22 protein-coding genes are annotated in these 26,600 nt (G+C 45.1%); 8 read left to right on the top strand and 14 right to left on the bottom strand.

What is annotated here, in order from left to right; all coding sequences use genetic code 11:
• Window positions 1-264: 264 nt before the first annotated feature.
• Entirely contained in the window at window positions 265-2,025 is a 1,761-nt protein-coding gene (locus OU793_RS13780; protein ID WP_140104083.1) for a sigma-54-dependent Fis family transcriptional regulator, read from the top strand.
• Between the two features lie 60 nt (window positions 2,026-2,085).
• On the opposite strand, the gene OU793_RS13775 is transcribed toward OU793_RS13780, so the two are convergent.
• The gene (locus OU793_RS13775) at window positions 2,086-2,223 is read right to left on the bottom strand and encodes a hypothetical protein (RefSeq protein ID WP_005464410.1); all 138 of its coding nucleotides are present in this window, start codon (window positions 2,221-2,223) and stop codon (window positions 2,086-2,088) included.
• Between the two features lie 579 nt (window positions 2,224-2,802).
• Between OU793_RS13775 and OU793_RS13770 the strand changes: the two genes are divergently transcribed.
• Window positions 2,803-3,006, top strand: coding sequence for a hypothetical protein (locus tag OU793_RS13770; protein ID WP_159404099.1), 204 nt, complete (start codon window positions 2,803-2,805; stop codon window positions 3,004-3,006).
• Window positions 3,007-3,504: 498 nt separating this feature from the next.
• Here OU793_RS13770 and OU793_RS13765 read toward each other — a convergent pair whose 3' ends face one another.
• The 6 genes from OU793_RS13765 to OU793_RS13740 all read right to left on the bottom strand — a co-directional run bounded on the left by OU793_RS13765 (window position 3,505) and on the right by OU793_RS13740 (window position 10,950).
• Window positions 3,505-4,059, bottom strand: coding sequence for a hypothetical protein (locus tag OU793_RS13765; RefSeq protein ID WP_005500462.1), 555 nt, complete (start codon window positions 4,057-4,059; stop codon window positions 3,505-3,507).
• 232 nt (window positions 4,060-4,291) lie between these two features.
• On the bottom strand, window positions 4,292-5,740 hold the full coding sequence (gene gnd, locus OU793_RS13760) for a decarboxylating NADP(+)-dependent phosphogluconate dehydrogenase (RefSeq protein ID WP_005477829.1): 1,449 nt from the start codon (window positions 5,738-5,740) through the stop codon (window positions 4,292-4,294).
• A gap of 39 nt (window positions 5,741-5,779) precedes the next feature.
• The gene (gene pgl, locus OU793_RS13755; protein ID WP_017448949.1) at window positions 5,780-6,496 is read right to left on the bottom strand and encodes a 6-phosphogluconolactonase; all 717 of its coding nucleotides are present in this window, start codon (window positions 6,494-6,496) and stop codon (window positions 5,780-5,782) included.
• Window positions 6,493-7,995, bottom strand: a complete 1,503-nt coding sequence (gene zwf, locus OU793_RS13750) for a glucose-6-phosphate dehydrogenase (RefSeq protein ID WP_180793966.1) — start codon at window positions 7,993-7,995, stop codon at window positions 6,493-6,495. The genes pgl and zwf overlap by 4 nt, the downstream gene beginning before the upstream one ends.
• A gap of 652 nt (window positions 7,996-8,647) precedes the next feature.
• Entirely contained in the window at window positions 8,648-9,334 is a 687-nt protein-coding gene (locus tag OU793_RS13745) for a response regulator (RefSeq protein ID WP_042770566.1), read from the bottom strand.
• Complete coding sequence (locus OU793_RS13740) at window positions 9,331-10,950, bottom strand: sensor histidine kinase (protein WP_140104164.1); 1,620 nt, start codon at window positions 10,948-10,950, stop codon at window positions 9,331-9,333. The genes OU793_RS13745 and OU793_RS13740 overlap by 4 nt, the downstream gene beginning before the upstream one ends.
• Window positions 10,951-11,445: 495 nt before the next feature.
• Between OU793_RS13740 and OU793_RS13735 the strand changes: the two genes are divergently transcribed.
• The 6 genes from OU793_RS13735 to OU793_RS13710 all read left to right on the top strand — a co-directional run bounded on the left by OU793_RS13735 (window position 11,446) and on the right by OU793_RS13710 (window position 17,931).
• The gene (locus OU793_RS13735; protein WP_005500455.1) at window positions 11,446-11,673 is read left to right on the top strand and encodes a hypothetical protein; all 228 of its coding nucleotides are present in this window, start codon (window positions 11,446-11,448) and stop codon (window positions 11,671-11,673) included.
• 134 nt (window positions 11,674-11,807) lie between these two features.
• Window positions 11,808-13,223 (top strand): TolC family protein, encoded by a 1,416-nt coding sequence (locus OU793_RS13730; protein ID WP_140103929.1) that lies wholly within the window; start codon window positions 11,808-11,810, stop codon window positions 13,221-13,223.
• Window positions 13,224-13,226: 3 nt separating this feature from the next.
• Window positions 13,227-14,207: an HlyD family secretion protein gene (locus OU793_RS13725; RefSeq protein ID WP_140103930.1), complete on the top strand. Its 981-nt coding sequence runs from the start codon at window positions 13,227-13,229 to the stop codon at window positions 14,205-14,207.
• Between the two features lie 20 nt (window positions 14,208-14,227).
• Window positions 14,228-15,394, top strand: a complete 1,167-nt coding sequence (locus OU793_RS13720; RefSeq protein ID WP_140103931.1) for an ABC transporter permease — start codon at window positions 14,228-14,230, stop codon at window positions 15,392-15,394.
• Entirely contained in the window at window positions 15,391-16,542 is a 1,152-nt protein-coding gene (locus OU793_RS13715; protein ID WP_140103932.1) for an ABC transporter permease, read from the top strand. The genes OU793_RS13720 and OU793_RS13715 overlap by 4 nt, the downstream gene beginning before the upstream one ends.
• Before the next feature lie 402 nt (window positions 16,543-16,944).
• Window positions 16,945-17,931, top strand: a complete 987-nt coding sequence (locus OU793_RS13710) for a cytochrome-c peroxidase (protein WP_025625392.1) — start codon at window positions 16,945-16,947, stop codon at window positions 17,929-17,931.
• A gap of 71 nt (window positions 17,932-18,002) precedes the next feature.
• Here the strand turns inward: OU793_RS13710 and OU793_RS13705 are convergent, their stop codons facing one another.
• The 7 genes from OU793_RS13705 to OU793_RS13675 form a co-directional block, all read right to left on the bottom strand.
• On the bottom strand, window positions 18,003-19,427 hold the full coding sequence (locus OU793_RS13705; protein WP_069536656.1) for an aspartate kinase: 1,425 nt from the start codon (window positions 19,425-19,427) through the stop codon (window positions 18,003-18,005).
• A gap of 89 nt (window positions 19,428-19,516) precedes the next feature.
• A complete protein-coding gene (locus OU793_RS13700) occupies window positions 19,517-19,903 on the bottom strand; it encodes an ectoine synthase (RefSeq protein ID WP_005464385.1) in 387 nt (128 codons plus the stop codon).
• Window positions 19,904-19,918: 15 nt separating this feature from the next.
• On the bottom strand, window positions 19,919-21,184 hold the full coding sequence (gene ectB / locus OU793_RS13695) for a diaminobutyrate--2-oxoglutarate transaminase (RefSeq protein ID WP_005464458.1): 1,266 nt from the start codon (window positions 21,182-21,184) through the stop codon (window positions 19,919-19,921).
• Between the two features lie 34 nt (window positions 21,185-21,218).
• Window positions 21,219-21,752, bottom strand: a complete 534-nt coding sequence (gene ectA, locus OU793_RS13690) for a diaminobutyrate acetyltransferase (RefSeq protein ID WP_005477699.1) — start codon at window positions 21,750-21,752, stop codon at window positions 21,219-21,221.
• A 301-nt stretch (window positions 21,753-22,053) separates the two neighbouring features.
• Window positions 22,054-23,715, bottom strand: a complete 1,662-nt coding sequence (locus tag OU793_RS13685) for a BCCT family transporter (RefSeq protein WP_005500438.1) — start codon at window positions 23,713-23,715, stop codon at window positions 22,054-22,056.
• Window positions 23,716-23,903: 188 nt separating this feature from the next.
• Window positions 23,904-24,650 (bottom strand): 3'-5' exonuclease, encoded by a 747-nt coding sequence (locus OU793_RS13680; protein ID WP_017448937.1) that lies wholly within the window; start codon window positions 24,648-24,650, stop codon window positions 23,904-23,906.
• Entirely contained in the window at window positions 24,647-26,527 is a 1,881-nt protein-coding gene (locus tag OU793_RS13675) for a DUF294 nucleotidyltransferase-like domain-containing protein (protein WP_140103933.1), read from the bottom strand. Before OU793_RS13675 ends, OU793_RS13680 begins: the two co-directional genes overlap by 4 nt.
• Window positions 26,528-26,600: the final 73 nt, after the last annotated feature.

Raw genomic sequence — 26,600 nt, 5'->3', positions numbered from 1 at the left:
AGCCGCTCAGATCGTAGTTTCTTGATTTAGTTCCATCGAATTACGCAACAAAGCCTAACGACAGTGTCGTATCGCACTGTTCACAAAGAGCATTACGCAAGTCACACGCCAACTACGCCGCACTTGTTGTTAATTAAATGTAAAACTATGATTACCAAGCGATAACAAACCAAGTGAGCGATGTTTGAGCGGATGTATGGTGTGAACACCAATGTTCAAGTGTTCCAAAATGGCACACCCTCACTGTGACAAAATGGTACAGTCATGGAACTTCAACACATTAGCGATAACAACTGGCTTTCTACGTCATGGATCCGAAGTGAACAGGCGGGTTTAAAACAGCGTCGACGCCCTGAAGATATTCGAGTGACACCAGCGACACTTCAAGATAGGCGTCACCAACTTAACTTCTTATTGGAAACCGTCACCCAGTTTGCTCTCCCGCTGTTTAATCAGCTTTTTGCTCACAGTGACAGCCGCTTAATTCTGACGGATGCCGACGGCGTCATCATCGGCAGTTGGGGGCAACCTAAGTTCCGCGAAAAGTTGACCGAAATAGCGCTGAGTTCGGGGGCGTGTTGGCAAGAAAAGGTCAAAGGCACCAACGCGATTGGGACTGCGATAATTGAAGCAAAACCGGTCTCTGTCATTGGCGATCAACACTTTATCCAACACCATCGTTTTATTAGCTGCTCGGCCAATCCTATTTTCGATCATCTTGGTCATTTGATTGGCATATTAGATATCACCAGCGAGCAAAAGAAACATGACTTCTCAACGCAGGTGCTGGTACAAAACATGGTGCAGCAGGTTGAAAATCAATTACTTAACTTGATTCCACAAGGGCATATTCGTGTGGATTTGGCGTGTGAGAAAGGCTTACTGAACAGTGGGTGGCAAGGGATTATCATCGCCAATGAAGATGGACAGATCCTTGCGCATAACCAAGTTGCTTCTCAACTCCTCGCGCAACAAAACGTCATCGGGCAATCGCTCGACGACATTCTTTCTATCCAAAGTGCCGACCATCCTTTCGTGTTCAAAACAAAGCCGCTGACCGACAAAAAAGTGAAGTCTCGTTCCGTTACCGCTTCCAATGATCTGCATTATGGTGATTCCACTGTCGAGCATTGCTGGCAACAAGCCAATCGCGTTATCGATAAAGACATCAGTTTACTGATTCTCGGAGAAACTGGGGTCGGTAAAAATGAGTTTGTAAAAGCGCTACATAAAAACAGCCAGAGAAAAACTGGCCCTTTGGTTTCCGTCAACTGTGGCGCACTACCGAAAGATTTGGTTGAGTCCGAATTGTTTGGCTACGTAGCTGGGGCATTTACTGGCGCAAACAGCAAAGGCTATCAGGGTAAAATTCGTCAGGCTCATAAAGGGATTTTATTTCTGGATGAAATCGCCGACTTACCGTTAGAAGCTCAAAGCCGCTTGCTTCATGTGCTTCAAGATAAGACTGTACTTCCCGTTGGTTCAAACCAAAGTGTTCAAGTCGATACGCAAATCATCGCGGCCACGCATAAAGATCTCGATAGCTTGGTTAGCGAAGGATTGTTCCGTCAAGATTTATACTATCGTCTCAATGGTTTGATCATCGAATTGCCTCGCTTTGAAGAACGAGATGATAAGCAACAACTGATCGAGAATATCCATCGACGTCATGCTGAATCTGAACAACAACTCTGTCCTCACCTACTTTCTCTAATGCTTTCTTACTCTTGGCCAGGAAACCTGCGAGAACTCGATAGTTTAATCAAAGTATCCGCGTTAATGGCGCAAGGTGAAGAAACGTTGGAGCTCGCTCACGTACCGACTCACCTGAGTAAGAAGCTCAGCCAAGCTCAAGACGTAGCAACCGCTGCAGAGCCAACATTAAAACTGCGTGCAACCGTCGAAGACAAACTGCTTAAAACATATCAAGCAAATCAGGGCAACATCAGTAAAACCTCTCGCATGCTTGGCGTCAGTCGAAATACAATTTATAGAAAGCTGAAAAGCCTCGGCATATTGGGTTAATCCATAACCTCAGATACCAAAAGAGCACCTTTGCGGTGCTCTTTCTATTTGAAACCTAGCTTACAGGCCACCTTGTTGTTGCGCCTGTTTTACTAATGCCTGACGTTGAGTTTCCTTCTCAGAGATCACTTGGTTGTCCTTGTGTATTTCCTGATCCAATTCTGCCGGAATGAAAACAAAGTACTTGTTAAGAGTCATCTTAGAACCTCAATTTGTTGAGTTAATCACCTTCTTGGTCAACGTAAACAACACCAGAAAAACACGTTTTACTGGATCCTTGTTGCTGGTTTCAAAAAATAAAGGATGTTCATTTATTAAACATCCTCCATGTGGGCGCTAATTATAGGCGTAGTTCAAAGGCTTACCTAGCACTCTTTTTCGCCTTTCTTGCAACCTTAGTTTCATTCTCAAAACTGATGCAATCACACATATTCAATAAAGCATTGTTAAACAAAGAAAAGTGATTTTTGATTCTATAAATCAACAGAATGAGAAGTACTTCCCATGCACCTTACAAAATTAAGGTAGGCGACGTTTCAAATTACAAATTCATGCATAACAGCCACTGGCCTGTGCAGTAAAATTTTTTTGACGTGATAATCAAATAAGCTCATATCACTGCAACTTCATCCACAAATTTGTCTACCAGTTCAATATTTCACCTTTTTTGAGAAATCTTTAGCCACTTTTTTGGGTGAAAATGCCAAGAAAGGAAGACAATCAAAGTGTGGAATATGATCACACTTGTCTATCCCCACTCAGCTTTGGGAGGCGTTTATGAAAAGTAACAAACTTGGCCATGTGATGTCTTTCAGCAGAATGTTTTCCTTCATTGCTTTTTTGACGGCCACATTCGCATGGATTCTCAGCATGTATGCCCTATTCACTGTTTCTGTAGTGACTCTTGTGGTCAGCGCAATTCTCTACCTCAAAGACAGGTTCTATCAAAACAAGAAAACGACCACAGAAAAGAGCGCCTAGGCGCTCTAGTGACTAATACTCCTAGACGTTAGGTAAGCATTTATTTCATCTTGGCATAACTTAGGATCACTAACCATAACATCAATGCTCAGCTTGCTCGATGCTAAAGAAAATGGTGGGCATTCAATGGTGGGCATTCATAGTAGCCTTGAGCTGTTGCAAGTGAAGTTAGTCATACTTGTTCAATAAGAAAAACAGGCCACACTAAAGCAATCGCTGACAACAACCAAACTTCGAGCAAACGACTTAATGTCGTCGACACTGCTCTGCCTATCTTTGCTTTATATGTAGCATAAACACAACTGACAAGAGTGTTGATACTAGTGCCAATGACGATAACATAACGCGTATTCACATAGATGATTTGAGATTTGCTTAGTTAGTTGATCTTTTAAACTTAGAAAGTCGAAGTGAGTGCTGAGTAGCGTGAAAGCAACACCACATGTAATCAAACTTATCAGAAAAACGACCACACAAACTGTTTTTATACTTGGCGTATCATCCATTGCCCTGCTCTTCCCTATTAGAGCCTAGCGCTCTTTCACGTGTCTTTAATAACTTATCAACCCTTTCTAATTCGTGAAAATAGCCATACATAGCAATGCGATTAATCTCTGCATCCGTACAAAGACTCTCATTTATTACCATTGCTTCCATCGTCATTCCGCTGGACGCGATTGTGAAAGGTGGACACGCTAAGTAACCATTACTTTCTGCAATATGTTCCAATCGCCCAAATTCAAAAATTTGAACTGGAATAGCAACGATAAGGGACAAAACAACTGTTATTATTATCACTTTAATCGGCACTTTGATTAACTGTGTCATTCGATCCAATAAAATATAAACCAATAATGTGGGACTAAAGAGTAAGCTTGCGATACTTAAAACATATGACGCATCAATGTAGACCACTTGAAAATCACTACTGAGCTGACGCGGTAAAGATTCGAAAGCGAAATGATGATAAAGGCGATAAATGGAATAAATGATCAGCAATATGAACATAAGCAACACGAAAACTGTGTGAAATGGATGCTTCCGTTGTGTCATTTCTATTACCTTGACCTTGTAGTTGAGGAGACGCCAGAGAGCAGCTTAGCTTCACTCTTCGAAAAGAAATATTAAACTGATAGCAAAAGCATTCTCTCCCATTTCTGAGAAGTGCGTGACGAATCAACGTTTGATGTAACTTTTAAATCTACCAATATCTCAATATCTTACAGACACAAAAAAGGATGCCACTTAGGCATCCTTTTATATTCAGTCGGTTTACTTAAAACGATTATACGTCGTAAGTTGTAGACGCTGTGTTACCGCCTGTACCTGTCCAGTTAGTGTGGAAGAATTCACCACGCTCACGGTCGATACGCTCGTAAGTGTGAGCACCGAAGTAGTCACGTTGAGCTTGCAGTAGATTCGCAGGTAGACGAGCTGTTGTGTAACCGTCTAGGAACGTTAGTGCAGAAGTCGTACATGGCATTGGGATGCCTGCTTCCAGAGACTTAGCTGCAACTTTACGCCATGCTACTAGGCTGCTTTGTAGGATACCTTTGAAGTAATCATCAGAGCCTAGGAATGCTAGTTCTGGGTTTGCTTCGTATGCATCACGGATGTTGCCTAGGAACGCAGAACGGATGATACAACCACCACGCCACATAAGAGCAACGTTACCGTAGTTTAGGTCCCAGCCATTCTCGTTTGATGCTTCACGCATTAGCATAAAGCCTTGAGCGTAAGAGATGATCTTAGACGCTAGAAGCGCTTGACGCAGTGCGTCAACCCACTCTTGCTTGTCACCTTCTACTGGCGTGATTGTCTTACCGAACAGTTTCTCAGCTTCAACACGTTGATCTTTTAGTGCAGATAGGCAACGAGAGAATACTGACTCAGAGATAAGCGTTAGTGGAATACCTAGGTCTAGTGCGTTGATACCCGTCCATTTACCTGTACCTTTTTGGCCAGCAGTGTCTAGGATTTTTTCAACTAGAGGTTCACCATCTTCGTCTTTGTAGCCAAGGATGTCAGCCGTGATTTCAACTAGGTAGCTATTTAGCTCAGTGTTGTTCCACTCAGCGAATACCGCTTGCATTTCATCTGCAGACATACCAAGGCCGTCTTTCATGAACTGGTAAGCTTCAGTGATCAGCTGCATGTCGCCGTATTCGATGCCGTTGTGAACCATCTTAACGAAGTGACCTGCACCATCGTTACCAACCCAATCACAACAAGGCTCGCCAGCGTCAGTTTTCGCAGAAATACCTTGGAAGATAGGCTTAACCGCTTCCCAAGCTTCTGGAGCGCCGCCAGGCATGATAGATGGGCCAAAACGTGCACCTTCTTCACCACCAGATACGCCGGTACCGATGAAGTGGATGCCTTTTTCGCGTAGTGCTGCAACGCGACGGTTTGTATCTGGGTAGTTCGTGTTACCACCGTCGATGATGATGTCGCCTTTGTCTAGTAGAGGGACTAGAGCGTCGATGAATTTATCGACAACGTCACCTGCGCGAACCATTAGCATCACTTTACGTGGCGTTTCTAGCTTCTCTACTAGTTCTTCTAGAGAGTATGCACCGATGATGTTCGTGCCTTTCGCTGGTCCTTCCAGAAACTCGTCTACTTTGGCAGCAGTACGGTTGTGAGCTACCACTTTAAAACCGTGGTCGTTCATGTTTAGGATAAGGTTTTGACCCATTACTGCTAGGCCAATTACACCGATATCACCTTTCATTGTTTCTCTCCAATTGTCTTTCATTGACGAGCAAGCGCATTAAGCGATTTTTGCTGCTGCGTCCAAATCTAAATACCATTCCGTCAGACCCGCTTTTGCATGGATCTTCGCCGCCGGATATGGAAGTACGTTAGCTGGTGAACTGTTGATTTCTTCAACAATGTCCGCTTTACCCGCGCCAAGTACTAAATAACTAATACGTTTCGCTGCTTCTAATACGCGTGCGGTTTTCGACACACGAAGTTGACCCGACTCAGGATGCGCAGCTACAAGAGACAGGTTCGCATCATCATAATTCGTTTGGCCAGGGAACAGAGAAGCTGTGTGACCATCTGCACCAACGCCTAATAAGATCCAGTCAAACACAGGTGTTCCGTTTTCAGTCGGGATCACCTCTGCCATCTCTTTTGCAAAGCGCTCTGCTTCAGCTTTAGGCTCATCTTCGCCGCGGATACGGTGAATGTTTTCCGCAGGAATATTTACTTGGCTAAACAGCAATGTGTTTGCTTCACCATAGTTGCTTTCTGCATCATCAGGTGCCACGCAGCGCTCATCACCCCACCAGAAGTGAAGGTTTTGCCACTGAATCGAAGTTGCGTAAGCCTCAGAAGCCAACAGTTTAAACAGCATTTTAGGAGTGCTGCCGCCAGAAAGAGAGATGTGAACAGGTCGGCCCATTTCGCTGAACGCTTTCATGTCGTTAGCTAGGCTTTCTACTACCTGCTCCGCAGTTTGATAGATCTTATGGTTGATCATAGTTCACAGTAGTCCGTATCTGTTAGGTTTTTACATGGGAAACGCCAAGCGCGGTTGTCACGCTGAAGCAAGTCATCAGACTCTTTAGGACCCCATGTACCACATGCGTATCCGAAGAGTGATTGAGGATCTTGTTTGAAGTCTAAAATTGGCTGAACGTACTGCCAACATGCTTCAACTGCATCGCTACGTGCAAATAGCGTAGCGTCGCCATTTAGAGCATCAAGTAGAAGACGCTCGTATGCAGTTAGCATTTGAGTCTCTTGCAGGTCTGCGTAGTGGAAGTTCATTTTCACTTCCTTCGCTTTAAAGCCTGCGCCTGGTTCTTTCAAACCAAAGCTCATTTGAATACCTTCGTCTGGCTGAATGCGAATGATCAGTTTGTTTTCTGGCGCATTTTGGCCAAACACTGGGTGCGGTGTTTGTTTAAAGTGAATAACCACTTCAGTAACGCGAGTCGGAAGACGCTTGCCAGTGCGTACATAGAAAGGTACACCATTCCAACGCCAGTTGTTGATGTAAGCTTTTAGACCAATGTACGTCTCAGTACGAGAATCGTCCGCTACGCCGTTTTCTTCACGGTAACCCGGAAGGTGTTGGCCACGCACGTCTGATGCAGTGTACTGACCAAGTACAAGATCGTTACGTAGTGCTGTTTCATCCAGTGGTTTTAGGCATTGAAGCACTTTCACCACTTCATCACGCATTGAATCTGCGTTGATTTGTGCTGGTGGTTCCATACCGACCATTGCCAATACTTGTAGCAAGTGGTTTTGGAACATGTCGCGTACAGCGCCAGAGTTGTCGTAGTAACCACCACGCTCTTCTACGCCTAGGAATTCAGCGCCTGTGATTTCCACGTAATCAATGAAGTTACGATTCCAAAGCGGTTCAAACATCGCGTTAGAGAAACGGAAAACAAGTAGGTTTTGAACCGTCTCTTTACCTAGATAATGGTCGATACGGTAGATTTGATGTTCTTGGAAGTGCTCGTGAATCTCTTTATCCAACGTGCGTGCTGACTCAAGGTCGTAACCGAACGGTTTCTCGATGATCAGACGTTTCCAGCCATCTTCCTCATTGTTCAAACCATGTGCTGCAAGGCTTGCAGGGATCACACTGTATAGGCTTGGAGGTGTAGCTAGGTAGAAAAGCGTATTACGTTGTTCGAATTGATATTCGTCGGCAAGTTGGTCTAAACGTGTTGCCAGCTTGCTGTAATCTTGCGTGTCAGAAGTGTTAATTGCTTGGTAATGCAGATGGTTGATAAATGCATCAAGCGTTGCTGGCTCGGTTTTTTCCATTTCTTGAAGCGATTTTTTCAGCTTCTCGCGGTAGGACTCGTCACTGTATTCAGTACGACTTACGCCAAGAATGGCAAAACTCTCTGGAAGCTGCTTGTTCGCATAAAGGTGGTATAAAGCAGGAATGAGCTTACGGTATGTAAGGTCACCTGAAGCACCAAAAATAACGATGCTGCTGTTTTCTGGTATTACCATCATCTTTCCCTTAAAAACGAGGTACTTATTGTGTGCCCGGATACGGCTAAAGGATGAGCCAACCCTATCAATGACACTCAAAAATAGAAAATTGGTCTTACCTATTACGTTGATAGGTAAAGTCTATAGGCCCAAAGAACCTCAAGAAGTTGCGCTCCTAATCATCAGAAACACGACGTTTTGAGGCCATTTAGGTCACTTATGTCTCAAGAGCACAACCTTGCGCTCAGTGGAGGAAAGTCCGACACGGGGCAGTATTGTCTACGACTATTTGATTTACATCAACACTTGGCTGTGCAAACGTTTAAATAACTTACTTAAAACGTCATAAATGCTTGTATTTTATGGATAAAAAAAGTAACACTTAAGTTAGTTAAAATTTAAGCAAAAACTCTAATTCGGACAAAACTTACCCACACTTGCAATCCATTACATAATAAGTGTGAAATAAGCCAAATCTATTTCCTCTGTGCAAATGTGTTAATCCGATTTGTTTTCATGGGACGAATCACTACTACGCCCTCATCTGTCAAAAACAACTTCATCAACCTTTTCTTTTAAAGATTATTTTTAGCTGATACAAAAAAGCGGTGACTAAAAATCACCGCTTTAACTGTTTTACACTCAAAATACGATCTGGGTTCGCATTTTGTTACCGTATCACTTTTTTATAACAACGTTCCGGACGCCCAACCGTGCCGTAGTTTAGATCCGCTTCTAGTTCACCCGAGCTGATCAAATATTCCAAATAACGTCTTGCCGTGGTTCGGCTAGCGCCAATCTTTTCTCCCGCTTCATCAGCCGTTAGCGCGGCTTCCCCAACAAACAAGTCGCGAATTTTATCGAGCGTTACGCTATCTATCCCTTTAGGCAAGCGTTTAGGGCAACTGTCCGTTCCTGTATTTGATTGCAACATGCGGTCAACCAAACCTTGATCGAGGCTTTCCGCGACATCCAGCTGTTGGCGCTGAGTGATGTATTTTTTAAGTGCCGTTTCCAAGCGTGGGAACATGACGGGTTTTAACAGATAATCCACCACACCTCCGCGCATCGCTTGCTGTAGTGTGTCGACATCCCGAGCCGCGGTAATCAAAATCACATCACAAGTTTGATTGTTTGAGCGCAGCGTATTTAGTATCTCCAACCCTGTACCATCCGGCAGATAAACATCCATCAAAAGCAGATCTGGCTTGAGCACTTCGAGCTGCATTTCCGCTTCTAATCGCGTCGTTGCAATGCCAACCACATCCAACCCTGCCAATTGGCTCAGGTATTTGTGGTGTAATTCAGCAATGGCAATGTCATCTTCAATGATCATTACTCGCGTTGCCATGTTCATACTTGTTCTTCCTTTGGCAAATACACGGTTATTCGCGTTCCATGTTCTGTGTTTGGTAGCATTTCAACATGCCCGTGATAGCGGGTCGCTAATTGGTTCACTAGGTGCAGACCTACCCCTCTATTTTGTCGAGATTTTGTCGAAATGCCTTTTTTGAAAAGGGTTTGAGGTTCAATGTTCTCTGGCAACCCACATCCGTGATCGCTGACTTCTAAAATCACTTCGTTGCCGTAATCGCTAACCGAGACTTCGATGTTTCGACGCTCTGATGCAACGTTGGATTCATTGCGAATAACGCTCAAAGTCGCATCAAACGCATTGTCGATTAAGTTACCTAAAATGGTGACCAGATCTTCCGAATTTAACCATTCAGTAAGCGGCTCCAAGCGACTGCCCTCCTCGACCACCAGCTGCAAACCCAGTTCTCGTGCTCGCTCTGTTTTGCCCAACAACATACCCGCAATAAGCGGATCTTTTATGGTATCTCGCAAAAACTCAATCATGGCTTGATAATGGGCGGTTTCTTGTCCGATAAGCTTTTGCACAGCCTCAAGCTCACCCATTTGTACTAAGCCACTGATCGTATTGAGCTTGTTTCTATGCTCGTGAGTTTGAGAACGCAACAAGTCTGCATATTCTTTGGTTTGCGAGAGCTGCTCCGTAAGTTCATTGATCTCGTCACGCAAGCGAAAACTTGATACTGCCCCGACAATCTTTCCTTCCACAAAGATGGGTGAGCGGTTCGCAATTAAACGCTTATGATTAAGGAAAATTTCAATGTCGTGATCTTCTTGACCCGTTTCAAGAACGGTATATAAGTCGCTGTCGCGTAATGTATCCGTAAGCGGTTTGTTGAGCGCCTTATCTCTGTCAATGCCGAGAATCTGGCAAGCACTGCGGTTGATGGAACGAAGCACACCTTGTGCGTCAATGCTGAGTACACCTTCTTTGATAGTACTCATGGTGACTTCCAGTTCACCATACAGACGGCCGATCTCTTCTGGTTCGAAGCCTAAAATCGCGCGCTGGAATTTTCGAGACGCGTAATTGGACACCACGGCATTTGCCACCACTACAACGACAACCATCAAAATTAAAAAAGCGAGGAATGGCTCAATGCGATCTTGGAGCCTGTCGAGCAAATACCCCACCGACACCACACCAATGATGTTACCTTGTGCGTCGAATATCGCCGCTTTACCGCGGACGGAATAACCCAAAGAACCGCGAGCTGTAGACACATAGGATTGACCTTCGACCAGAGCTCGTTGGTTGTCGCCCCCTTTCATTGGCTTACCAATTCGCTCATCTACCGGATGAATTAAGCGTACGCCTTGGTTATCCCCAATCACAATAAAGGCCGCACCAATCGCTTTAGTTAGTGCGCGAAAGGACTCTTGATAAGGTTCTGGCTGCTGAGCTTCCACCATCTCAATGACGATTTCAGACTCTGCAAGGAAACGGGCAACACCGAGTGCCTTTTCACCCATTTCGTGTTCTTGATTGACTTTGAGGTAGGTAAAACCTGCGGCGACGAGCATAAGTAACTCGATCAAGCCCGAGAGCGTCATAATGACCAGCATGCGCTTTCTAAAGCTGATGGTTCTCCAACTCATGGTACATCCTTACCGTTAACCCACTTCCACGTCACTGTGGTGTTGTTCTAAGTTAACATCGAGTTAACAGCAAGGCTTAGATCAGATGATAAATCTGTGAACACGGCAAACAAAGCGTGACTTTTATGGTGAATTAATAGGCGGCGTGAAACATAAAATTACATCCATTCATCAGGCACAATATTCCTTGCTGATATTCAATGGCATACATAAATTGCCCTTTAAAGCATGATTACGATCACACCAAATTTAGCGGTTTTTGAGGCACATTTAGACTTTCCATCGTATAATTTTTAGTCAAGAAGCCACAAAGAGCATCTTATAAGAAAGCAGTGAAGCTGGAAGTCTATTATTAGCTCAACATTGAAGTCAGGCAATTTGGAAATAACTTAATAAAAATACAAATACTGACTATATGACAAACACTTAGACACCATCTGCAAACTGGAAAACTATAAACAGAGGTGAATTTATAGTTTAGAAGGAACACCAAACATGGAACGCGATACATTTGGAATTTGCCTGAATAAGGCTATGCTGTCAGAGAATATGTATTCAACTTTTACACACGTCAGGGCTTATGAAAAAAACGGAGGTAATGCTTCGGATCTCAAGGTGTTACTCTCGTTTCCTCAAATGAGCGGTAAAGATTTGTTGAACACGATGCGTGGTTCTCGCCAACTAGAATGGCGAGCGGAATTCCACTGCCCTCGTATGAAATAAACTCTTAACAACCTCGCGCTCAGTGATTGGCGATGCTGAGCGCTGATTTACCCTTAATTCTTCCTTTCAACCACTTAACAGCGTGAGTTGATTACTTTATATTAGAGCCAATACTCTACAACAAAGTAGCCATTATGAAACAAACTGGAAAGTTTTGGGTATTGGGCCTTATTAGTAGCTCCATTTCTCTTGCCTGCCATTCAGCACCGATCACGTTTGACACTGCGTGGCAGTTGTTACTAGAAAACAACTATTCTCTTAAAGCTCAACGTGCAAATGTTGAGAACTATCAATATCAAGAAAGTGCAACCAGCAACCTTAATCTGCCTCAAGTAAGCATTGGTGCTAACTACACACGCTTGGACACCGACGTTACTCTTTCAGGAAAGCAGATCCTAGATAGCACTGGAACACACATTAATGTGCCACCTGCTTTTCAACCCATTTTTGGTGCCTTAGCGAACACCACCTCAACCATTACTGAGCGCGATATTTTCTCTTCTTCTATCCGTGCGATTTGGCCTATCTTTACTGGTGGCCGAATCTCAGCTGCGCAATCTGCCGCGGCGGGTAAAACCGATGAAGCGAAAAGTCAGTTAGCCATGGAGCAACAGGCTCGCTTTGAAGACCTTTCTAAATACTACTTCTCAGTTGTACTTGCCAAAGAAGTGCTCGCTACGCGCCAAGCCGTAGAACAAGGTTTGAAAAAGCACCGAGATTTTGCCATCAAGCTGGAAGAGCAAGGACAGATCGCTCGCGTTGAACGCCTACAAGCTGAAGCCTCATTAGACAAAGCCAAAGTCGAAACACGCAAAGCAGCCAGTGACTTGAGTATTGCACAAGCTGCTCTTGGAAAACTTCTCGCGCAAGAGGATTCTGTTGAACCAGCAGAAACCTTGTTCATTAACGATAACCTGCCACCACTGAGTGCATTTATCGATCAGACCTTGCTCACCTACCCTGGGCTCGACATTTTGGATGCCAAGCACAAACAGGCATCGAGCTTAATTAAGGCAGAGAAAGGCAAATACTACCCAGAAGTTTACTTATATGGCGATTACAGCCTGTATGAAGACGATTCGTTGGCCAGCCAAATGAAACCGGATTGGCTCGTAGGGGTTAGCGTTAACATTCCATTGATTGAATCCACAGGTCGAAGCGAAAAAGTTAAAGCCGCACAAAGCGTTGTATCTCAAGTTGATGCTCTTAAATCTCAAGCCAAACAAGACTTGTCTTTACTTGTGCAGAAAACGTATCTAGAAGCGCAGCAAGCGATTGATGAAGTGCAAGGCTTAGAATCCAGCATCGCACTAGCCAATGAAAACCTGCTTCTGCGAGAAAAGGCATTCACTCAAGGTCTTTCTTCTTCTCTCGATGTGGTTGACGCTCAGCTTTATGTCGCCAGTATCGAAACTCAACGTTCGGCAGCGCGCTTCCGCTATCTGATTTCACTAACCAAACTATTAGCATTAAGCAGTGAAATGAACAGCTTCGAACAATATCAAAATACCGCTTACGCCCCAGCGAAAATATCCAAAGAGGTTAAATAAGTCATGGCAGCAAAATCTTTAAAACCCGTTCTACTTTCACTTTGCGCCTTGGGTGTGGCTTCTTGGGTTGGCTATCAGTTTTACCAAGCTTATCAGCCAGAACCAGTTCGCTTGCAAGGTTTGATTGAAGCTCAGCAATACAGCATTTCATCGAAAGTCCCAGGTCGCATCGACGAAGTGATGGTTCGCAAAGGCGATGATGTTGAAAAAGGCCAGTTAATTTTTACGCTTCACAGCCCAGAAATCGAAGCGAAACTGGAACAAGCAAAGGCTGGTGAAAAAGCGGCAGATGCACTAGCGCAAGAAGCAGAGAAAGGTGCACGTGAGCAACAAATTCAAGCCGCGAAAGACCAATGGCTAAAAGCGAAAGCCGCAGCGGATTTGATGGAAAAAACCTATAACCGCGTGAACAACCTGTATAAAGATGGTGTGGTTGCCGAGCAAAAACGCGATGAAGCGTTAACCCAATGGCAAGCTTCTAAATACACCGAAAGTGCAGCTTTCCAGATGTATGAGATGGCGAAAGAAGGGGCTCGTAGCGAAACCAAAGTGGCCGCGGCGGAGAAAGCTCGTATGGCATCTGGCGCAGTTGCTGAAGTGGAAGCCTATGCGAAAGATACTCAAATCTACAGTTGGTTTGACGGTGAAGTATCTCAAGTACTTTTACAAAGCGGTGAGCTTGCACCGCAGGGCTTCCCTGTCGTGACCGTCATCGACACTGAAGATGCATGGGCAACACTGAACGTGCGCGAGGATCTGCTTAAACACTTCACTAAAGACACCACATTTAACGCATACCTGCCAGCATTAGATAAAAGTGTCGAGTTTAAAGTCACGCACGTTGCAGTAATGGGCGATTTCGCAACTTGGCGAGCGACCGATGCAGCACAAGGTTTCGATCTGCGTACCTTTGAAGTAGAAGTTCGCCCTACTCAACCAGAACCAGAACTGCGCATGGGTATGAGCGTTGTGGTTGAGCTGTAATCGCTCAAGGTAAAAAGTCTATGACGATTAAGATTTCACAACGGCATGTGTTACGGCGCGACAAGTGGCTACTGTCGTGCTTAACTTGGGTGCCTATTTTGCTTTCGCTTACCATTTGGGGCGTGTTTTCTGCGGGAATCGCGAGAGACCTGCCGATTGGCGTGGTCGATTTACAACATTCGCAACTCTCTCGTAAGTTGATCCAAACGTTAGACGCCTCTTCAACGCTTTCTGTGGATTATCACTACACCAGTGCGAATGAAGCCAAGAATGCCATGATTGAAGGCGATATTTACGCTTTTGCCGTCATTCCATCTAAGTTTGACCAAGACATTTTGCTGCATCGCCAACCGCAGCTTTCAGTGTTTTTTAACAGCCAATATATTTTGGTGGCAAAGTTAATTAATTCAGCCGTGGCACAAGCTCAAGGGTACTTTGATGCTCAGGTGCAAGTGATGGGCAATCTCGCCAAAGGCAATACAACGACGTTGTCCGCGCTCGGCCAAGCTGTGCCAGTGTCGACCCAAATCACCGCTCTGTTTAATCGCAACACTAACTACGCGCAGTTTTTGGTCACCGCTATCGTGCCTGCGATTTGGCAAATTTGTATCGTTGTGAGTACGATTTTGATCCTTGCGGCGCACTTTCGCATTTATGGGGGCAAAAATGGCTTTGAGTTTTTGGGTAATAAACCATACACAAAACTCAGCGCAATTTTGAGCCAATACATCCCAGTGTTTATGTTGCAAGGTGCCTTGTTCCTCTACTGGTTTTATGTGTTATTGGACTGGCCGATGGAAGGCAGTCTCGTAGTCATGTTACTGGCTCAATTGGTCACCGTTGTTGCCTGTATCATTATGGGCGCACTGTTTTTCTTTTTATCGATGGACCCTGCCCGCGCAATGAGTTTTGCTGGTGCGTTTACTGCGCCAAGTTTTGCTTTTATGGGGATTACGTTTCCAGTTTCCGACATGAACACGCTCGCTCATGCTTGGCGCTCACAATTACCTATCACCCATTACATCGAAGTTCAGGTTGGTCAGGCAAGCTACGGAGCTTCAGCCACTCAATCGTTTAGTGCTTTGTGGCCAATGATCTGGTATGTGGTGCCACTCTTACTGACAGCCGCATTCATTCATAAATACCGAGCGGCAGCACTGTCGACTCAGCAAAGGGAGGCAGCATGACACTCTGGCAACTGATTAAAGCAGAGATTCGCTCTGTGCTGACCAACCCCGTCGTCACATTAACTGTTTTTGGTGGCGTGGTTTTTTATTCGTTTTTGTATCCGCTGCCATACGCACAACAAACCCCTAGAGAGCAGCCAATTGCGGTCGTAAACCTAGACGGAAGCCAAACCAGCCTAAAGCTAGAGCGTATGGTCGATGCGACACCTCAAGTCAAAATCGTCTCGCGTTTACATACAGTTGAGGATGTAAAACAAGCGTTTTTGAATCGCGAAATTACGGGTTTCTTAGTGATCCCTGAGCACTTCTACAAAGACGTAATGTTAGGTAAAAGCCCGACTCTTGCGTACGCCGCAGATGCCTCTTACTTCTTAGTATACGGCACGGTCGTTGAAGGTTTAGCTCAAGCAGGCGGTACATTAGGCGCACAAGTTAAAGTCAGCAAAATGGTGATTGAAGGCGTACCGCTTAGTTTGGCGAGCCACAATTACTCTGCTATCAAGCTGAACATGAAACCGACCTTTAACCCAACGATGGGCTATATCGAATACGTGGTTCCTGCTGTCTTTGTGCTGATTTTGCAGCAAACACTTATTATGGCGGTTGGCTTGCAAACCGGTTCACAGCGTCATGGCCGAGGCTACTGGTCTCAGGTATCAACCGGGTCATTGTTATTGGTAAGAACGTTGGTGTTTATTGCCATTTATTACTTACTGAGCGCGTATTACTTTGGTTTTAGCTTCGAACGTCTGAGTGTGAATCACATTGCCAAAGCAGGTGAGCTCTTAACCATGCTCTTCCCGTTCTTGCTGGGTTGTTGTGGGTTAGGCTTTTGGCTTGGCTATCTACTACCAAGAAGAGAACTGGTCACCTTGGTGGTTCTAGTCAGTTCAATGCCTCTCATCTTTTTAGCGGGCTTCATTTGGCCAGTTGAATCGATACCTGCTCCACTGCTTTGGATAGCCGATTTGAGCCCGAGTACTTGGGCAATAAAAGGCTTCTTGGCGCTCAACCAAATGGGCGCGACATGGCAGCAAGTTGCCAAACATTGGACAGCATTGTGGTTGCTTGTTGCGCTATGGGGTGGCGTGGCGTATTGGATAGCAAAACGTAACAACAAACCCGTTGTTACCGAAAGCCTAAGTTAATTTTTCTCTGCAGCTCAAAGAGATAAGTTGACAGAAATCACAATTCCATGACCAGATGAACAACAAAGGGGGCGAACTATCGCCCCCTTTGTTGTATTTGAACGCCTCACAACCTCAGATTGAAATTGACTTTAATCAAGGATTCGTCCGATAAATAACTTTAAACATTTGTGACAAATTTGTAACCAACACTCACAATAGCCTGCTCCAGCTTGACGTACAAAAATTCATCACTTTTAACATCGTTTTTTGCCATAAAAGCCATCGAATTTTTGCATTTTATCGAATAACACCTTTCCTATACCGTAATTTTCGAGCGCACCAACGACTGTTTTATCAGCGGTTTCACAAGAAGTGCGCCGCTCTAGTGAGAGTCGAAAATCACGTCAAAAGGAAGTTATTATGAAAACTCTTATCGCAGTGAGTGTTTTATCTATATTGTCTTTCGGTGCCCATGCTGAACGTCAATCCAACGAACCCATCAAGGTCATCGAACCCATTTCTGGGCTCGACAGTAAAAAGATTGAATTGGGTAAAACGCTGTGGTTTGAACCGAGACTGTCGGCGTCGAACACCATTTCTTGCAACTCTTGCCATAACATCGCTAAAGGTGGCGTTGATAACTTACCAAGCTCAATTGGTCACAAATGGTCAATTGGCCCAATCAACTCACCTACGGTGTTTAATTCAGATTTGAATTTCGTTCAATTTTGGAATGGGCGAGCGAAAGATCTGCAAGAACAAGCCGCAGGCCCTATCGAAAACCCATTGGAAATGGCATTTACCCACCAGCTCGCGGTCGACACTCTTCAATCTATCCCTCAATACCGCGAGTGGTTTCAGCAAGCTTATGGCAGCAACAACATCACCATTGATAACGTGACCGATGCTATCGCAACATTTGAACAAACACTGCGTACGCCAAATTCTCCATTCGATTTATGGTTGAAAGGTAACGACGACGCACTTACTACTGCACAGGTGGAAGGCTATCAACTGTTTAAAGACAAAGGCTGTACTGCTTGTCACAGCGGGCCATTAGCAGGCGGACAAATGTATCAAAAAATGGGGTTAGTGAAACCATTTGCAACAGACAACCCAGATGTTGGCCGCAAAGCTATTACCGGAAGTGATTTCGATAAGTTCGTCTTCAAAGTCCCAACCTTACGTAACGTAGAATTGACCTACCCGTACTTCCATGACGGGTCTGTTTGGGATCTTCAAGAAGCGGTAGAAATGATGGCCGATCTGCAACTCGGTCAAAAGCTAACAAAAGAAGAGTCCACCAAAATCACTGAATTCTTACGTTCTCTGACAGGCGAGCAACCACAAGTCACCTTGCCTCACTTACCACCATCAACTCATGAAACCGCAAGGCCAAATATTTAAAATTTAGTTGGCACTAAACAGAACAAAGGAGCCGAAAGGCTCCTTTTGTAACGTCTAAATCGATGAATCAATTAAGCCACATGCTCCATTGCGTTCGAGCCTTCGACAGGCGCAAAAAACTCATCGTGTAATGCACAAATGGCGCGTTGATATTCTTTGTCACTGACGACAAATTGCACGTTTACATTACGCATTGACGAGTGCAACGCCACCGGTGTGACACCACTGTTCATGAGAGAAAGGACGCCCTTCGCTAACGTTTTGTTAGTGTCGATGTGTGAACCGATGGCTGAAATTAGCGCAACCATTCGCCCTTTAATGGAGGCATTCGGGTAACGTTTTTCGGCCTTGTATAACACTTTGTTTAAGCTGTCCGAGCTACCGCCAAGGTAATACGTAATCGAGTTAGCGTTCATCTCTTTACCGATCAAGCTGACGCGTGCATCAGAGATGATTTCCATCAATTCGTAACTCACGTTGTCAACCTTGCCGACTATAGCTTGATCGAACAAGTGCAGTGCGAAGACCTTTTCTTTACCGGCGATAATTTCCACTTTGTCTTCTTCTGGGCGATACCCTGAAGATATCAACGTACCTTCATGTTCTGGCTCAAACGTGTTTTTGATTTGCAGCTCAATCCCACTTTCGCGCAAACCAGCGGCAGCATTGGGATGAATCGCCTCCATGCCCAAATTAGCAAGTTGATCCGCTACATCGTAGTTCGTGCTTCCAATTGGCAACACTTTCTCTGGGCCGACAACGCGTGGGTCCGCGGAACTTAAATGGTATTCTTTATGGATGATGGCTAAGTCTGCTTTGGTGATAGCTGCAATACGACTGAACGTCATTTCACTGTAGCCCCGGTCATAAGTGTGCATCAAACCTTCTTTGCAGTATGCATAACCCGTGACAATAGGCAGTTCTTTGGTCACATCGATATCAGCAAACGCGTCGCGAATGGAATCATCGAGACTTCTTGGTTCCTGGTTATCCCAACCAGAGAGATCCACAAACCTCGCATTGATGCCCATGTTTTTCAGCTTAAGCGCTGTATTGTACGCACTGTGCGCTTCACCAATCGACGATAGAAACTCGCGAATTTGTGGCAGATAGTGACGCAGAGAAAACTGTCCGTATTGGCAGGTTTCTAGAATATTAGCGATACAATTTTTCGCCTCTGCAATGCGTGAACGAATGAACTTATCCGCTCGAATGCGATTCATTGGATCCGCAAAGATGTTTTCGTTAGTAAGTAGCATGCGGCTTTCCACATACGCTAGGGCGTCTTGCCATTGATCGTCACGTTTCGCAATTAACTGATAGACGCCTGCTTTGCTGGTTTTTTTACATTCTAATAGCGCGTCGGTCATGCCACCGTATGCTGACACAACAAAAATGCGGTTGTATGGCGTTTTAGGACGAAGAATAATGTTGTCGAGAACAGCATCAAATGCAGTCATTGAAGTACCGCCGATTTTTTCTACGGTAAAAGTCATGATAAGCCTTTTTGATTGGTAACGTTAAGTGAAACAGAGAAAGAGAAAGCGCTTAGAGGTGTGAGGCGACGTGCGCCTCACACTGGCTTTTAGTCAACGAGCGGATAAACGCCGTTTTCATCGTGCACTTCGGCACCTGTAATTGGGGGATTGAAAACGCATGCCATGACCATTTCTTTGTTTTTGTATGCTCTTAGGTAATGCTCGTCGTGCTTGTCCAGAATGTACAATGTGCCGGGTTTGATTGGGTAAGTTTCGCCCCCCACCACTTCGATTTCACCTTCGCCGCTCATGCAGAAAACGGACTCTAGGTGATTTTGGTAATGGATGTGCGTTTCCGTTCCTTCATAAATCGTGGTGATGTGGAAAGAAAATCCCATGTTGTCATCTTTCAACAACATACGTACGCTTTCCCAGTTATCCGCGACTACGCGACGCTCACTATTTCGACACTCGTCAAGTGTTCTTACGATCATAACTGATAATCCTTATTAAGATGCTTGTTTGAAGTGTTTTGCAGCAATCGTTTCTACTGCACGTTCAAAGATGCTTAATCCTTGGTTCAGCTCAGATTCACTGATAGTCAATGGACAGAAGAACTTCACCACCTCATCGTCTGGGCCTGCGGTTTCAATCACCATGCCGTCGTCAAAACATGCTTTAGCGATTTCTGCTGCCAAGTCACCGTGAATACACTCGATGCCAATCATCATGCCGCGTCCCTTTTTCTGAACGAACATTTGCGGGAAACGACGCACGCAGCGATCAATCACTTCACTCACATTTTGCGAACATTGCTTAATGTGCGTTTCGAAATCGTCATTTGACCAGTAGATTTCTAGTGCTTTTGCCGCAGTAATAAATGCGTGGTTGTTACCACGGAACGTGCCGTTATGCTCGCCTGGTTTCCATTGGTCAAGTTCTGGTTTCAGCAGTACAACCGCCATTGGCAGACCGTACCCACCGATCGATTTCGATAGCGTCACAATATCGGGTTCAATGCCTGATGGCTCAAAACTGAAGAATGTCCCAGTTCGACCACAACCAGCTTGAATATCATCGACAATCAATAGAATGTCGTTTGCCTTACAAATTTTGCTTAGACGCTGTAGCCACTCATTGGAGGCGGCGTTTAAACCACCCTCGCCTTGTACCGTTTCCAGCAATACGGCTGCTGGTTTGTCCATACCTGCAGAGTTGTCATTCAGCATAGTTTCGAACAGCGCCAAACCATCAACGCCAGCGTAACCTTCGAACGGAATGCGCGTTACGTTTGTAAGGCTTGAGCCGTTACCTTGTCGGTGATGCTGATTACCTGTAGCCGCCAACGCACCTGCGGTACAACCGTGGAAACCGTTAGTGAATGCAACAACGCTGCTTCTGCCTTTCACTTTTTTCGCCAACTTAAGTGCTGCTTCCACCGCATTCGTACCAGTTGGTCCGGTGAATTGAACTTTGTAGTCCAGTTTTCTTGGTTTTAAGATGTAGTTATCCAGCGCAGCGAGAAAGCCCGCTTTCGCTTCTGAATGCATATCCAAACCGTGAGTGATGCCATCCATTTCAATGTATTCAAGCAGTGCTTGCTTCAATACAGGATTGTTATGGCCATAATTTAGGGATCCCGCTCCAGCGAGGAAGTCTAAGTAGCGTTCACCTTGTTCTGTTTCTAGCCAGCAACCTTTCGCTTTGCGAAATACCACTGGAAAATTGTTTGAATATGAGCGTACGTTGGATTCCTGCTTTTTGAAAATATCCATGATGAGACCGTTTTTGATTCCTATTGTTTGAGGATTATTTGAGAGGAATGCGATACAAAAACTCTGTATCGTGCTTGCCTTTAAAATGGGCTTTTTCATCCAAAAAGGTGCTGACTTGGCCATGATTGCCGTTCATCGCATCTAACTTTTTGAACAACGCCCAAGAGGCTTGGTTATCTTCCGTGATGGTCGTTTCTACCGATTTAACCTCGCTCAGCGCTTCCCTTTCGAGAAGCTCCTTGAGCATACGAAATGCTAAACCGTTACCTCTGAATCGAGGTGATACAGCGACTTGCCAAATAAATAATACGTCTTGTTCGTCAGGCTTCTGATAACCCGAGATGAAGCCAGCGATGTCGCCTTTGTGCTCAACCAAAATGCTGGTTTTGCTGAAATGCGTTGACTGTAGAAAATTGCAGTAAGAAGAGTTCATGTCCAACGGAGGACAATCTGCAATTAAGCTGTAAATGCCGTCACCATCAGAGATTTTAGGTTCACGAAAAATCCATTTTTTGCTTGGGTCTTCTCCAATTTCTGGATAAAGCACCCAAGGTGCTGATGTGATCATTTTGAAATACATATCCTTTGATGTCTAATTAAATTTCGTATTTATTATGGACATTCTTTACGGTTGAAAATCAAATAATTGGCGTTTTAATCTGGATTGATGTGACTAAAATCACATAAAAACAACATTTAACCTAAAATTAAAATAGTTTGAACTCTAATTTATTAAAGCATCATTTAATGCGAAACAACTCAACATGAGTCAGAATGCAGTGGGGTTTCAAAGAGGGGACTTAAGGTTTTTTACATAAAAAAACGGCACACTTTCGCATGCCGTTTTAAGGTTAGTTTTGTCGTCGTGGCTATTTATCTTTTTTGACTGCCTTGGTACTTGGACGAGGTTCATCCATTAGACCTTTAATCAAAGAAACTGTCGCAACAAGCAATACGATGGTAAATGGTAAGCCTGTAGTTACAGCCATCGCTTGAGCCGCTGCCAGTCCGCCACCGAGCATCAGTGCGATGGCGACTAAGCCTTCAAACGTACACCAGAAAACACGTTGTGGTGTTGGCGCATCGACTTTACCACCAGCTGCAATCGTATCGATCACAAGAGAGCCTGAATCCGACGACGTGATAAAGAACACAACCACCAGGATGATACCTACTACCGATGTGATTTCTGCAAACGGCATTACGTCTAACATGGCGAACAGTTTAAGCGGCAGCTCAGCATTGAATACGGCTTCGTAACCGTCATTCACGTACTGGCTGATCGCTGTGCCACCAAAAGCGGTCATCCAAAGCACACAAACCGTCGAAGGAATCAAAATAACGCAGATGATAAATTCACGAACCGAACGTCCACGTGAAACACGTGCGATAAACATGCCCACGAATGGTGACCAAGAAATCCACCAAGCCCAGTAGAACGCAGTCCAACCTTGCGAATAGTTCACGTCTTCACGTTCAAACGGCATAGACAATGCGGGAATGTTAGTGATGTACGACGCAATGTTGTCGAAAAAGCCAGTCAGAATCGCCATTGTTGGGCCAACGATGATCACAAAGAACAGCAACATCGCCGCCAGAATCATGTTGATTTCAGACAGACGTTTTACCCCACTATCAAGGCCTGCAACCACCGAGATCAGCGCCAATGCCGTGATCACTACAATCAACACGACTTGAGTTGTGTCGGTCATTGGCACACCAAACAAGAAGTTCAAACCTGTTGCTGCTTGTGAAGCACCATAGCCGAGCGATGTCGCCAGACCAAATACCGTCGCAACAACCGCAAGAATGTCGATAACATGCCCTACCCAGCCCCAAACTCGTTCACCAAACAGCGGGTAGAAGATGGAACGCATGGTCAGTGGCAACCCTTTGTTGAACGAAAAAATCGCTAAGCCAAGGGCCAACAATGCATAAATCGACCAAGGGTGAAGTGCCCAGTGGTAAATGGTCGCAGCCATACCAAGTGCAGATGCAGCATCTGTATCACCAACCGCACCACCAAGTGGAGCCCAGTCGGTGCGCACACCATTTTCAATGTTCACGCCGCCAAGTGCAGAGCTGAAGTGCGACATTGGCTCAGACACACCAAAAAACACTAATCCGATGCCCATACCGGCTGCGAACAACATCGCTAGCCAGCCTGCATAAGAGTAATCTGGTGTCGCTTCAGTACCACCAATTCGAACTCGGCCAAGCGGTGTCACAATCAAGACCAAGCAGACAATGACAAATACGTTGCCAGAAGCAAGAAAGAACCAGTCAAGATTGGATACTAGCCAAGCACGTAAGCCAGCGAAAAAGGGTTCAACTTGTTGGCGAAAAGTTAGCGTTGCCACAACAAAGAGGACGATAGCCATCCCAGAAATTGCGAAAACTCGGTTGTGAATGTCTAAGCCGAATGGGCCGACTTTTAACGCGACGTTATCCTGACCAATCTGATAGTCAGTATCTATCGCGTTTACCTTTCCATCGGGACGTTTAATCCCACCATTATTGTCGGTGCTCACGAATAATCTCCTTAACAATACGTGACCAAATTTAAATACTTTGTAGGAGTTTGAGTGATGATTAGTTCACATCACCAAGCACAAGTTTAAGTATATGTATTTTCTTAAAGTAGTAGCTCTCATTAGCATCTTAAAAGGAAACACCCCCATCGATCATTTGATGTTTTTGTGTTTAAGGTAAATAACATTTATTGCCAAATAGCAGAAATTGGCATGTCTCGGTTAAAGTGATATTGCAACTGAGCTTGAAACAACTCTGCCGTCGCCAATGCATCCGTTAATGCGTGATGCGGTTGATAAGCAGGCAGACCATATCGTTCCCGAGCATGCCCCAACCTCACTGACCCTGGCTTCTTACCTTTTAACTTATTCCAAATGCCTGAACATTCTCGGCGTTGAAGTGCGTACTCGATATCCAATGTATCGACGACGGGAAACTGAATCCCTTCGCCAATGGTGTTTAAAAGCGCATTATAAAAAAACTGCCGCTCGATATTCTTGTAGTGCACCAACACCACCTTGCCAGCGAGCGCATCCAAAATCTCACCTAGTATTTGTGTTAACTGGGGCGCGTTTTTCACTTCAGAATCCGTAATGCCATGAATAACGACAGACTCCTCATTAAGCTCTCGGTTCGGATTTACAATCCAATGCGCTGAACCACTGCACTGCACTCGGTCAATCGTAAACGGTACAAGACCAATGGTAAGAATGGCATCGTCTTCTGCATTTAAGCCCGTCGTTTCAAAATCTACCGAGACAAACGGCACCTCTTTTAATGGCGTATCCCCATTCACCATAGGAGTCGAATAGTATCGCTTCAACCGTTGATCTTGCGCTTGCTCTGCCAACTGCTCAAACAATACTGACCACTCCGGCGTTTGCGAAGTATCTAGCAGCGGTGTACTCGCCTTACTTTTTGCCAACCACATCATTTACTGCTTCTTTGGTAGCGGAACTTAATGAAGTTCTGCGCATTGCTTAGAATTTGGAATGCCGCTTTCAGATTACGACGTTCGAAATCGGACATGTTTTCTGGCTCGATGTTGTTATCTGGCTCGTCGCCATTTTCAATATCCAAGGCTTGGTGACGGATTCGAACCATGTAGATAAGCTCCATCGCATCTCGCAAGTCCATTCCTCGCCCTTTTGGCAGAATCCCGGCGTCATTAATGTCGTCTAATCGATCAAACGAGTTTTGCGAGCGCGAACCAATCGCCAAGGCATGCACTCGAATCAAATCTGCCAGCGGCGCGGTACCGCGTCGTTTAAGGTTGATCGAATTTCGATGACGTCCATCTTTCTCCATCACGAAATCTTTAAAAAATCCTAACGGCGGCGTTCTTCGAATTGCGTTGTAAGCCATACAAGCCAAAAATCGATTGTTCTTTTTGGCTCGTCTGACGATAAAGCTACTCAGTTGCTCTGCCCATTTCACCCGACCATGAATCCCTAGCAAATCGAAGAAAATATTACTGTTTAGCAACCTCTCTGGCGTCGGATGATCGATCCAATCGCCAAAGCACTCTTCCCATTGCGATTTGGTTTTTCGCCATTCAGGATTGGTAGCCATAATGTCGCCCGTACAATAGGTATAGCCGCATGCCGCCAATCCATCACATACAAATTTCGCAAACTGCGCGAAATATTCGCCGTGCTTGTCAGGATCGTAACTGTCATCAAGAATCAGCGCGTTATCTTGGTCGGTGACAATGAGCTGCTCATCTCGCGCCATCGATCCCATCGCAACCAGACAGTAAGGAATTGGAGCAGGACCAAGCTCTTGCTCGGCGAGTTCCGCTAATCGTTGCTTAAAGCTGCTGCCAATCACCGACATCGCTCGTCCAATCATGTGTGCGTTGGCGTCTTCATTGACCATGCGAACAAAACAATCTTTCACTTGCAGGGAAACTTGTTTGAGATCCTCCACACTGGTCTGTTGGAAAATCGAGCTCACCAACAACAAGCTGTTTTGGGATTCGTAACGGACAATGTCCGTCATACCGATGATGCCTATTGGCTTTTTGTCTTTGAGAATCGGCAGATGATGCACGTTGTAGCGAAGCATGGTCAGCATCGCTTCAAACACATACGCGTTGTAATCAAGCGATACCACGTCGTAACTCATGACCTCGCCCACCGATATATTGGTATCAATCCCCTGCGCCAAAACCCGTATACATAAATCGCGGTCAGTAAGAATGCCAAGCAGTTGGTCATCATCCTCTTCGGTCAGTTCTTCAGTTGGGCGGACGATGAGCAAGGCGGTGACGTTTTCTTCTGCCATTAGGCTTGCAGCTTCTTGAATAGAAGCGGTCGCTTCGAGCGTCACAGGGTCACGAGTCAGGATTTTACGCGCTTTTGCGGTTGTTAAATCATTGCCATCGGAGCGACTAGAGATCGCATTGCGAAGCCGAGCGCTATCTTCGAGCTCCATAAAATCCGCGAAGTTTTCAAACTCGTCGCAAAGTTCGTTGAAGATGTTCTCAGGAATGCAATACACCAAGGTGTCTTCAATCGCTTTTGCTGGCATACGAACGCGGTTGTTCATGAGCAACCCCATTTGCCCGAACAGGCCACCAGCATCAATACGGTTATAAAGTTCACCTTTGCGTCGATAAATCTCTACCGCTCCACTGCGTACCATATACAAGTCGCGAATCGTATCGCCAAATTTGAGGATGTCGGTACCTTGACGGAAATACGCCACTTCTGCATGAATGGCGATTTTTTTTAACTGCTCTTCTGGCAGTTCATCGAAAGGAGGATGTTGGCTAATGAAATTGAGTACTTCTAACTGCTCGGCTTCCATTCTTTATTCCATGCGTTGCCTAAAGTAACCAGATCAATATCATCTCGATTTCGCATAAGCAACAGATAACGCT

The sequence above is a fragment of the Vibrio sp. VP6 genome (assembly GCF_028823755.1).
GTDB classification, from domain to species: Bacteria; Pseudomonadota; Gammaproteobacteria; order Enterobacterales; family Vibrionaceae; genus Vibrio; species Vibrio parahaemolyticus.
This window is presented reverse-complemented; position numbering and strand designations above follow the sequence as displayed.